At 73.5% G+C, this 10,748-nt stretch carries 9 protein-coding genes; 3 read left to right on the top strand and 6 right to left on the bottom strand.

Annotated elements, in window-relative coordinates:
* From ACIOSR_RS05760 to ACIOSR_RS05740, 5 genes are all read right to left on the bottom strand, one after another.
* On the bottom strand, positions 1–829 hold an 829-nt coding region (locus ACIOSR_RS05760), incomplete at its 3' end, for a gamma-glutamyl-gamma-aminobutyrate hydrolase family protein (RefSeq protein WP_402752061.1).
* 202 nt (positions 830–1,031) lie between these two features.
* Positions 1,032–1,808: a hypothetical protein gene (locus ACIOSR_RS05755; RefSeq protein ID WP_402752060.1), complete on the bottom strand. Its 777-nt coding sequence runs from the start codon at positions 1,806–1,808 to the stop codon at positions 1,032–1,034.
* A 154-nt stretch (positions 1,809–1,962) separates the two neighbouring features.
* Positions 1,963–4,050: a fructose-specific PTS transporter subunit EIIC gene (locus tag ACIOSR_RS05750; RefSeq protein ID WP_402752059.1), complete on the bottom strand. Its 2,088-nt coding sequence runs from the start codon at positions 4,048–4,050 to the stop codon at positions 1,963–1,965.
* Between the two features lie 33 nt (positions 4,051–4,083).
* Complete coding sequence (locus ACIOSR_RS05745) at positions 4,084–5,052, bottom strand: 1-phosphofructokinase family hexose kinase (RefSeq protein ID WP_159825498.1); 969 nt, start codon at positions 5,050–5,052, stop codon at positions 4,084–4,086.
* Between the two features lie 71 nt (positions 5,053–5,123).
* Entirely contained in the window at positions 5,124–5,912 is a 789-nt protein-coding gene (locus ACIOSR_RS05740) for a DeoR/GlpR family DNA-binding transcription regulator (RefSeq protein ID WP_056046880.1), read from the bottom strand.
* 306 nt (positions 5,913–6,218) lie between these two features.
* On the opposite strand from ACIOSR_RS05740, the gene ACIOSR_RS05735 reads away from it, so the two are divergent.
* Positions 6,219–6,533 carry a hypothetical protein gene (locus tag ACIOSR_RS05735; RefSeq protein WP_402752058.1) on the top strand — a complete coding sequence of 105 codons (315 nt, stop codon included), beginning with the start codon at positions 6,219–6,221 and terminating at the stop codon, positions 6,531–6,533.
* Between the two features lie 517 nt (positions 6,534–7,050).
* On the top strand, positions 7,051–7,875 hold the full coding sequence (locus tag ACIOSR_RS05730) for a DUF817 domain-containing protein (protein ID WP_402752057.1): 825 nt from the start codon (positions 7,051–7,053) through the stop codon (positions 7,873–7,875).
* Between the two features lie 118 nt (positions 7,876–7,993).
* Here the strand turns inward: ACIOSR_RS05730 and ACIOSR_RS05725 are convergent, their stop codons facing one another.
* Complete coding sequence (locus tag ACIOSR_RS05725; protein WP_402752056.1) at positions 7,994–9,856, bottom strand: GAF domain-containing protein; 1,863 nt, start codon at positions 9,854–9,856, stop codon at positions 7,994–7,996.
* Positions 9,857–10,048: 192 nt separating this feature from the next.
* On the opposite strand from ACIOSR_RS05725, the gene hxlB reads away from it, so the two are divergent.
* Complete coding sequence (hxlB, locus tag ACIOSR_RS05720) at positions 10,049–10,678, top strand: 6-phospho-3-hexuloisomerase (RefSeq protein ID WP_402752055.1); 630 nt, start codon at positions 10,049–10,051, stop codon at positions 10,676–10,678.
* Positions 10,679–10,748 lie beyond the last annotated feature (70 nt).

The following is a 10,748-nucleotide window of genomic DNA, read 5'->3' as shown; positions in this document are numbered from 1 at the left end:
CCCCCCGGCCCGCCCCCCCCCCCCGCCCCCCCCCCCCCCCCCCCGGGGGGGGGGCCCCCCCCCGGGGGGCCCCCCCCCGCGACCGGTCGCCGGCTCGACCGAGGGCGGCGTCGCGCGCGGCGACCAGCAGGTCGGTCAGCACCGTGCCGGTGGCCCCCCGGTCCTCGGGGTGCCACTGCACGCACCACACCGGAGCCGTGACGTGCTCGACGGCCTCGACCGTGCCGTCGTCGGCCCAGGCCACCGCGCGCAGCCCCTCGCCCAGGCGTCCCACCGCCTGGTGGTGCGAGCTGCGCACGACCAGCGACGTCGTGCCGAGCATCGAGGCCAGGGTGCTGTCGTCGGCGAGGCGGACCGGGTGGTCGACCATGCTGTCCGAGACGTCGTCCGGGTTCACGTGGCCGGGGTGCTCGAGGTGCTGCACGAGGTCGCCGCCGAGGGCGACGTCGACCACCTGCATGCCGCGACAGATGCCGACCAGCGGCAGCCGTGCCTCCACGGACCCGCGCACCACCTCGATCTGCACCCGGTCGGCGTCGGCGAAGGTCTGGCCCCGCCCCGGGTGGTCGAGGGGACCGCCGTAGTGGCTCGGGTCGACGTCCTCGCCACCGGTGACGAGCACCGCGTCCGCCTCGGCGAAGGCGGCGCGCACGTCGCCGAGCCGGTTGGCCGGCACCCGGCGCACCGTGAACCCGACCTGCTCGGCGGCGGCGACCACCGAGGTGGACAGGTCGTCGAGCTCGCGCTCGAACGCGGGGTCGTCGCGGGCCTCGTCGGTGACGTCGAGGAGCAACAGGTTCAGGAGGCGCGGTGCGGGCGAGTCGCTCATCGCGCCATCCTGGCAGCCCGCACCGCACTGCACTGCACTGCACTGCACTGCACTGCACTGCACCGCACCGCACCGCACCGCACCGCACCGCACTGCACTGCACCGCACCGCACCGCACCGCACCGCACCGCACCGCCTTTCGTGCACGGCACCGCGACGAGACGCGGTGCCGTGCACGAAACGCGGTGCGAAGGCCCCCCGGCTAGTCGGTGCCGTCGATCCCGCCCAGCCGTTCGAGCACGCCCGTGAGGATCGTGCCGGCCGCGTCGGGCAGCACGTGGTGGTTCATGTAGATCGCCTCGAGCCAGGGCAGCACCTCGTCGCGACCCCAGCCCACGGCCTCCCAGTCGACGCCGGGCAGGGCCTTCGTCCGGGGCTGATCGGTCCGGGGGTCGAGCCAGGCCTCGGCGATCGGCACGCCCTCGGACGCGCCCTGGGGCGTCCAGGTCAGCGCGATCGGGTGGTCGTCGCCCTCGATGTGGTCGTGTTCGACGGCACCCGAGCCGAGCCAGGGCAGGGTCAGCAGCTCGCCCTCGATGTCGACCTCGACCAGGTCGAGCTTGCGTGGTTCTTCGACCTCGCAGACGTAGAGGTCGAAGCCGGCGTCGTGCCAGGCCGCTGCCTCGTCGACCTCGTCGAGCAGGTCGGGCATGCGGCGGTGCAGGTCGACGATCAGCCGGGTCGACCACTCGACGAGCACCCGCGTGTCGGCGCCGCCGAAGGGGCTGAGGTCGCTGTCGTCACCGTTCGCGAGGTGGAAGTGGTGCTCGACGTCGCCCGAGGGCGTGGTCTCGAGGTGCACCTGTCCGGTCTCGTAGCCGACGTACAGGGCGGTGATCAGGTCGTCGTCGTCGTACTCGGCGTAGAGGTTCGGCTTGCCGAGCGCGGTCGGCAGCGGCGTCTGCGCGGCCGGGCGCTGGCCCAGGTCGAACACGGCACGGAAATGGGTGGTGGGGAGCCTCAGGCTCATGTCGGTCACGGCGTGGGGTCCAATCGGTTGCTCACGCCAGGGTAGAGGACGCGGCCGCCCGTCCGCGGCCCGTCCACAGCCGAGGAGGCGCGCTCCGGGACTTCCCGGAACGCGCCTCCTCGTGTGGTCGCCTCGACGGCGTCGGTGCGGGGCCGCGTCGCTGCTACGCGGCGACGGGGCTGCGCTGGCCGACGACCGAACCGGCCTCGGCGGCCTCGGCCGACGCGTCGGCCCCGGCGGCCGCACCCCGGCGGACGAACTTCTTCAGCAGGACGAGCACGAACGCGCTCACGACGGTGCCGGCGACGATCGCCAACGCCCACATGCCCAGGTTGCCGATCGCGAAGAACACGAAGATGCCACCGTGGGGGGCCTGCGACGTGACGCCGGCGGCCATCGAGATGGCTCCGGTCACCGCGCCTCCGACCATGCTGGCGGGGATCACGCGCAGCGGGTCGGCCGCGGCGAAGGGGATCGCGCCTTCGGAGATGAACGAGGCGCCCAGCAGCCAGGCGGCCGTGCCGTTGGAGCGCTCGACCTGCGAGAAGCCCTTGCGGTAGAGGACGGTCGACGCGAGGGCCATGGCCAGCGGCGGCACCATGCCGGCGCCCATCACGGCGGCCATGATCATCAGGGGGGCCGGGTTGTCGCTGATGGAGCCCGCGGACAGGCCGGCGACGGCGAACGAGTAGGCGACCTTGTTGACCGGACCACCGAGGTCGATGCACATCATGAGGCCGAGGATGACGCCCAGGACGATCGCCCCGGTGCCGCTGAGGCCGTTGAGGAAGTCGGTCAGGGCGACGGTCAGGGCGGCGATCGGGCCGCCGAGCACGAGCACGAGCAGACCCGAGGCGAAGATCGACGCGAGCAGCGGGATGATCACGACGGGCATCAGGCCGCGCAGCCAGCGGGGCACGTCGGGCTTGCCGATCCAGTAGGCGGCGAAGCCGGCGAGCAGACCACCGACGAGACCGCCGATGAAGCCGGCCCCCATGAAGACCGCGACGGCACCGGCGACGAAACCGGGCGCGATGCCGGGTCGATCGGCGATGGCGTAGGCGATGTAACCGGCCAGGGCGGCGACGAGGAAGCCCATCGACAGGTTGCCGATCTGGAACGCGGCGGCACCGAGGAAGTACGGCAGGCCCTCGGGCGGCAGGTTGAACAGCGAGTAGTCGGTCAGCACGGTCGCGGCGTTGCCGGCGATCTCGTAACCCGAGAGCAGGAAGCCCAGGGCGAGCAGCAGGCCGCCACCGGCGACGAACGGGATCATGTACGAGACGCCGGTCAGCAGCCAGCGCTTGAGCGACGAGCCGAAGCCCTGCTTCTCGGTGGTCGAGCCCGCGGCGGCACCGGCGGCACCGGCCGTGCCGCCCACGCGGGCGGCGTTCGGGTCCTTGGCGGCGGCCAGCGCCTCCTTCACCATGGCGTCGGGAGCGTCGACGCCGCGCTTGACCGGTCCGCGGACGACGGGCTTGCCGGCGAAGCGGCCCTGGTCGCGTACGTCGACGTCGACGGCGAAGATCACGGCGTCGGCCTCGGCGATGACGGCCGGGTCGAGGGGGGTGACCGTGCCCGAGCCCTGCGGCTCGATCTGCAGGTCGGCGCCGAGGCGCTTCGCCGCGGCGACGAGGGCGTCGGCGGCCATGAAGGTGTGGGCGATGCCGGTGGGGCAGGCGGTGACGCCGACCAGCTTCGGGCGCCGCGCGCCGTCGCCTGTGGCGTCGGCCGCGGACGAGGAGGCGCTGGTCGCCCCGGCCGCGGAGGCGGCGGTGGCGCCGCGCGTCTCGGCGACCTCGCCGCTGACCTCGTCGTCGACGAGCTGCACGATGTCGGCCGGGGTCTTCGCGGCGCGGAGGGCGGCGGTGAAGTCGTCGCGGATGAGGGCGCGGGCGAGGGTCGAGAGGACCGTCATGTGGTCGCCGTCGGCGCCCTCGGGCACCGCGATCATGAAGACGATGTCGGCGTCGCCGTCGGGGGCACCGAAGCCGACCGTGCGCGCGAGCCGGGAGAAGGCGAGGGTGGGCTCGGTGACCGAGGCCGACCGCGCGTGGGGGATCGCGATGCCGCCGGGGACGCCGGTGCCGACCGAGGCTTCACGCTTGATGGCGTCGTCGGCGAGCGAGTCGGCCGAGCCGGCGCGGCCCGAGGCCGCGACGCGCGCGGCCAGGGCGCGGATGACGTCGGTCGACGTGCCGCCCAGGTCTTCGTCGAGACCGACGAGGTCGGTGCTGATGAGGGATGACATGCTGTTCTGCTCCTTGGGGTTGGGCGACGCTGCTCAGAGGTGCCCGACGGCCGCGGGGGCCACCGGGACGACGTCGATGTCGTCAGGGAAGGTCTGGTCGAGGCGGGGGACGATGCTGCCGGGCAGGGCCGCGGCGGCGGCTCCGGACGCGACGGCCTGGGCGAGGCGGGCCGGGGCGGGTGCCCCGGCGGTCTCGGCGAGCAGGTAGCCCGACAGCGACGAGTCGCCGGCGCCCACCGTGCTCAGGGCGGTGATGACGGGGGCGGCGGCGAACCACGAGCCCTCGTCGTCGATCAACAGGGCGCCCGCGCTGCCGAGGGTGAGCAGCACGGTCTCGACGCCCAGCTCGCGCAGGCGTCGGGCCCCGGCGACGGCCGAGGCCGGGTCGGCCTCGTACGCCTCGGGGTCGCCGCCGACGATCTCGGCGAGCTCGTCGGCGTTGGGCTTGACGAGGTCGATGCCGACGCCCGACGCGATCAGGGCCGCGAACGGCTCGCCCGACGAGTCGACCGCGATGCGCGGGGCGGCGTCACCGCAGGAGGCGCGCACGGCCCGGACGACGTCGGCCAGCCAGGTCGTCGGCAGGCCGGGCGGCAGCGAGCCGGCGAGCACCAGCCACGAGGCGAGGGCCGCGTGTTCGACGACGAGGGCCGTGAGCTCGTCCACGTGGGAGCCGAGGTCGGGGCCGAGCTCGTTGATCTTGGTGGTCGTGCCGTCGGGTTCGGTCAGGGTGACGTTGGCCCGGAGGCGCTGGCCGATCGGCAGGTTGACGGTGGGCACGCCTCGCTCGCGCAGGGCGACGAGGACCGGGTCGTCGAGGGCGCCGGGCAGCAGGGCCACCGTCTCGGCGCCCGACGCCGCCAGGGCCCGGGACACGTTGACGCCCTTGCCGCCGGGCTCGTCGGTCGTGCTGACCGAGCGCTGGACCGCCCCGCGCTGCAGGGTGCCCGGCAGCTCGATCGTGCGGTCGAGCGAGGGGTTCGCGGTGACGGTGAGGATCATGCGGGTGCCTCCTGGCTGCGGGGCGGTGTCGATCGGGGCCACGACGGGGCGGGGCGTGGGGGTCGGGGCGCTCATGCGACGATCACCTCGACGTCGGCGAGCTCGAGGGCCTCGCCCAGGTCGGGCGCGGGGGGCGCGTCGGTGACCACGGTGTCGATCTCGGCCAGGCGCGCGAACCGCACCAGCGCCTCCTCGCCGTGTTTGGTCTGGTCGACCACGGCCACGACGCGGCGTCCGGCACGGACGTACGCCGACTTGACGGCGCCTTCGAACTCGTCGGGGGTCGACAGGCCGAAGCCGGCGCTGACGCCGTTCGCGCCGACGAAGACGATGTCGGGGCGGAGCGCCTGGATCTGCTCGACCGTGCTGGTCCCGACGGCGGCGCTGGTCAGCCCGCGGACGCGTCCGCCGAGCAGGTGCAGGTCGACGTGGGGGCTGTGCTGCAGCAGCGCCGCGATCGGGACGGCGTTGGTGATGACGGTGAGGACGGTGCCGGGCGTCGCCGGCGTCCAGCGGGCGAGTTCGGCGGCGACGGCGGCGGTGGTGGTGCCGGCGTCGAGGGCGATCGAGCCCGTGAACGTCGGCGGCACGAGGTGCGCGGCGGCCTGGGCCACCGAGGTCTTCTCGGGGCTGTGCCGGGTCTCGCGCTCGCTCAGGCTGAGTTCGCTGACGCTGGAGCGGCCGGCGGCGACGGCACCGCCGTGCACGCGCTGGAGCAGGCCCGCCTGTTCGAGGGCGTCGAGGTCTCGGCGGACCGTCTCGGCCGTGACGTCGAGACGCAGGGCGAGATCGCTGACCGACACCCGACCCGCCGAGCGCAGGGCTTCGGCGATCGACTCGTGCCGTTCGGTGGCGTACATGCGACCTCCTCGTCGTCTCGCGGTGCTGCCGGCACGCGTGCTGCCGGCGTGGGCCGACTGTACGTCGCTTCCACAGAGAAAACAAGACAAAAGCAGAAAAACGAAGAAGAACGCAGATCGTGCAGGCGAGGACCGAGCCATGTCCGCAATGCGCACTCTTCCCGATCTGGCTAGTTCATCTAGCAATCGGCCTGCCACAGTGGTGGACGTACCGGTTCACGGCGGTACGGGCACCGACTTCACGGGCGGTGCCGGAGTTCCAGCAGGTTCCTCAGGTGACGCAGGGTCACCAGAAATGAGAAGAACATGAACACCAGCAGCACCTCGCTCCAGGGCCTCGGCCACGAGCAACTCGTCTCCCTCGTCCGGGGAACGGTCGGTTCGGCCCGCCCCGCGGCGACCCGCCCGACCACCGGTCGCGTCGACGCGGGCCTCTACCGCCGCGACCCCCGCGTCCCGGCCGTCCGCATCGAGACCTACCCCCGTCGTCGTCGGGCGCGAGTCGCGGCCGTCGCCCTCGCCGCGCCGATCTCGGCAGCCGTCTCGGCCGTCGCCCGGGTCGACGAGCCCACCTACGCCGACTTCCTCGTGACCGCCCCGGCCCACGCGATGTCGGCCTGAGGCGCGCGTCGTGACCTTCGCCCAGCGCATCCTCGCCGACCAGGTCGGCGACCACGTGTCGTACTTCGACACGGCCCTCGACGACACCGACGACCTCGACTGAACGGCCCGACCATGACCTCCTCACTTCCCTCGCTCGACACCCTCGTCCACCCCGACCTCCACGAGTACGTGGCCGACCGCTACCCCTTCGTGGCGGGCCTGGTGGACGACGACCAGATCTGACCGTCCCGGGCCCCGGCCCGGTGCACGACTTCGGACGGGCTGACGCCCGGCCCGTCGACGGTGCGTACCAGCGACCCGCAGCGCGGGACGCCGACGAGCACCCCACGAGAGCCCCCTCGCCGCACGGCGAGGGGGCTCTCGCGTGTCCGCGGACGCGACCCGCGGGGGAGGCCGGTGGTCCTCGGGGCGGACGCCGCGCCTCCTCGGGGTTCGTAGCGTGGACGAGGTCGCACCCACGGGGCGCGACGGCGCGGCCACCCGGCCGGCACCGACGACGAACCGAGGAGGCACGGTGTCCGCAGTCGAGGTCGTCCCGCGTCACGGTCCGGGTCGCGTCGCCCGGGCGCGCGAGTCCCTGCTCGACCTGCTGGCCTTCGGCCGCGCCCAGGCCCTCTCGTGCGCGTTCGCCGTCGCGATCTTCGCCGGGCTCGCCGTGACCCGCGTGGTCGACGTGGGCGTGCCGCGCTACGACGCGATGCTGATCTGGTGCCTGCTCGTGCAGGTCGTCCTCGTCGCGACGCGGCTCGAGACCCGGGACGAGCTGCTCGTCATCTGCGTCTTCCACGTCCTGGGGCTCGGGCTCGAGGTCTTCAAGGTCGCGATCGGCTCGTGGTCGTACCCCGAGCCCGGCGTGCTGCGCCTGGGGGACGTGCCGCTCTACAGCGGCTTCATGTACGCGGCCGTCGCGAGCTACATCTGCCAGGCATGGCGCCGGCTCGACCTCCGCGTCGACCCCGTGCCGATGGCGGCGACCATGGCCGTCGCCGTCGGCTTCTACGTGAACTTCTTCACGAACCACTGGATCGCCGACCTGCGCTGGGTGCTGCTCGGCGTCGCCGCGCTGCTGATCGCCCGGCGGTCGGTGACCTTCCGCGTGCGGGGCGTCGACCGCCGCATGCCCCTGCTCGTGTCGTTCGCCCTCATCGGGCTGTTCATCTGGATCGCCGAGAACGCCGCGACCCTGCTCGGTGCCTGGACCTACGCCTCACAGGTCGACGGCTGGAGCCTCGTGCACCCCAGCAAGATCGGCTCGTGGATGGTGCTCGTGATCTTCAGCTTCGTGCTCGTGCTGTGGCTGAAGCAGCGGAAGGGCGCGTCACCGAGCGTGACGGCGTGACGGCGTGACGGCGTGCCGGTGTGCCGGTGTGCCGGTCGCACCACCGTCGCGTCGTCGAACCACGCTCTCGGGTGGTTCGACGACGCGGGCGTGGTGCGTCCTCGCCCGCAGGTCGCGGTCAGGGGGCGGCGTGGCGCCCGACGCGCGTGGGGGCCGGGGTGGTCGGTGCGGCAGCAGCCGCGACCACGGGGACCGCACCCGCGACCGCAGCCGCGGTCGTGGGCGTAGCCGCGGGCCGGGGCGCGGCGACGACGCCCGTGGCGTCGGCCACGCCCTGTGCCAGCGCGGCCGCCTGCGGTGCGCGACCCGACACGGCCGCCGCGACCGCCGCCTCCCGGGTCTCGTACATCGTCGGCAGGTCGTGACCGCCCTCGGCCGTCTCGTAGCTCTGCAGCTCGAGTTCGGCGAGCCGGGCGAACTCGGCCAGCTTCTCGGACGACACGCTCTTCGCCTTGCGGGGCCGCGTGTTGTGCAGGCAGAAGGTGCCGATCGCCTCGCCGGACGACGAGTGGATCGGGTGCCCGGCGTAGAAGTACCCGTGGTTGAGGTCGAGGTAGGGGTTGTCCTTGAACCGGTCGTCCTTGCGGGCGTCCTCGACGATCACGGGCGCGTCGGCCGCGACGGTCACGTCGCAGAACGTCAGCTCGCGGGGGATCGAGACCGGCAGCAGCTCGGTGTTGACCGCGTAGTACAGCTTCTTGCCGTCGAGCAGCGAGACGACCGCGACGTCGACGCCGAACTCCTTCTCGGCTCGGCGGGCGAGGTCCTGCAGGGTGTCGGACCCGCCGCTGCTCGCGAGCTCGACCAGCTTCTCGGCTCCCGACCACTCGAAGGTCGGCTCGGGCAGGGCCCGACGCGGACGGGCAGGAGGCGCGGTGTCGGTCGACGGGGTGGCCCCGGTTCCGAGGGCGGTCCCGGGTGCGTCCGCCGGGGTCGGCGCTGGTGCGGGTGCGGGTGCGGCTGCGGCTGCGGGGGCCGACGCGGGTGCGTCCGCCGGGCGTGCCGACGCGGGTGCGTCCGCCGGGCGTGCCGCGACGGCCTGCTCGGCCTCGAGACGCGCGAGGTCCTGCTCGGCCTCGAGTCGGGCGACGGCCGCTCGCGCGGCCTCCAGCTGCGCGACGACCGGGTCGACCGGGGCCGGTGCGGCCACCGACGCCGCCAGTCGGGCCACCTCGAGCTGGGCGGCGACCCGCTCGGGCACGACGGGCGCGACGGACGTGCGTCCGATGTGCTCGACGGTCTCGCCGCGGCGCACGACGTCGAGGGTCGGGGCCACCCGGTCGGCGACCACGGCGCCCCACTGCCGGTACATCGTCTCGCAGCCGTGCGGGCGACCGGGCTGCAGCTCTCCCGGGGGCAGCCGGAAGTACGAGGCCGACGGGTGCTGCGCGGCGATCCGCTCGGTGATCTCGTTCATGCGGGCGGCGTGCCGGTCCGCGACCGATCCGAACGGGTTGTCGAACCGCGTGACCGAGCGCACAGGTTGCACGCCGACCAGCATGATGCGGGCGGTGGGGTGGACGCGGCGGGTCAGGTCGGTGACGAGTGTCGTCACGTCACGCTGCCATCCCTCGAGCGGGGTGAGCATGACGGCGTCGTTGAGGCCGAGCATCACGACGACCGTGTCGTACAGGCTGAGGTCGTGGTCGCCGATCCACGAACGGGCCGAACCGGCGTTCATCATCTCGTCGCCGATGTAGTCGACCGAGCAGGCGCGACCGGTGCTCTTCGAGGTCTCCTTGGCGATCTGACCGGTGAGGGCCTGCTCGTGGCTCGTCACGCCGAAGCCGTGGGTCGGACCCGTGCCGATCAGCAGCACGGTGTCGGGGTCGGGGGAGTCCGCCCGGTAGGTCGGCCGTCCGCGTGGCGAGGGCACGTGCCGGGAACGCGAGAGCGTCCACAGGTAGAACAGGCGCATGGCAGGCCTCAGCCGCTCGTAGCTGCGCGTCGGGTGCGCGGGTGTGTCGACCGTCCTGGTCACGTGGTGCTCCTCGGGTGTCTCTCGGTGTCTCGTCCCCCTGTCCCAGGCTAGGCAGCGGTCGGCAGCCGGGCTGCCCCCAGTGCGGGTCGACGGTGGCCCCCCTTGTGGTCGCACCCCCGCCCGGAGCCCGTCGACGCGGACCGCCGGCCCGAACCTGGACGCGGGAGGCGCGGGGCGAGCAGGCTGGTACCCGTGACCCCCGCAGACAGCACGACCCCCGACGACGACCACGGTTCCGTCGCCACCGCCCTCGAGCTCGTGGCCGACGAGGTCGACGCCGCCGTCTCGGCGGTGCTCGACGCGGACGCCGGAGGCGACGACTCGTCCGACACGTCCGGCCAGCTCGACGCCTTCGCCGACCTGCTCGACGACGCCGAGCGCGTCTTCGTCCACGGTGCGGGTCGCTCGGGTCTCGCCCTCCGCATGACCGCGATGCGGTTGATGCACCTCGGACTCGAGGTCCACGTCGTCGGCGAGGTCACGACGCCGGCCATCGCCGACGGGGACGTGCTGCTCACCGCGAGCGGTTCGGGCACGACGTCCGGCATCGTCGCCGCGGCCCGGACGGCCGTCGACGCCGGCGCGCGGGTGGCCGCCATCACCACCGCGGCCGACTCGCCGCTGGCCGACCTGGCCGAGGCCGTGCTCGTGGTGCCCGCCGCCGACAAGCAGGACCGCTCGGGAGCCGCGTCGTCGCAGTACGCCGGCGGGCTGTTCGAGCAGACCGTCGTGCTGGTCGGTGACGCCGTCTTCCACGCGCTGTGGAAGCGCTCGGGTGCCGATGCCGACGAGCTCTGGCCCCGCCACGCCAACCTCGAGTAGCCGCCCCGCGCCTCCTCGCCTCCTCGCGGCTTCTTCGCCCCACTCTGCACGAATTCGCACCACTGTCGAG

This window comes from Frigoribacterium sp. NPDC087798 (assembly GCF_044742985.1).
Lineage (GTDB): Bacteria > Actinomycetota > Actinomycetes > Actinomycetales > Microbacteriaceae > Frigoribacterium.
The sequence above is the reverse complement of the archived record's forward strand: the minus strand, read 5'-3'. Positions and strand labels throughout refer to the sequence as shown.

Coding starts and splice junctions, on each gene's coding strand:
- ACIOSR_RS05750 (WP_402752059.1), bottom strand. CDS start 4,050: ATGTCATCCCTCATCAGCACCGACCTCGTCGGTCTCGACGAAGACCTG.
- ACIOSR_RS05745 (WP_159825498.1), bottom strand. CDS start 5,052: ATGATCCTCACCGTCACCGCGAACCCCTCGCTCGACCGCACGATCGAG.
- ACIOSR_RS05740 (WP_056046880.1), bottom strand. CDS start 5,912: ATGTACGCCACCGAACGGCACGAGTCGATCGCCGAAGCCCTGCGCTCG.
- ACIOSR_RS05735 (WP_402752058.1), top strand. CDS start 6,219: ATGAACACCAGCAGCACCTCGCTCCAGGGCCTCGGCCACGAGCAACTC.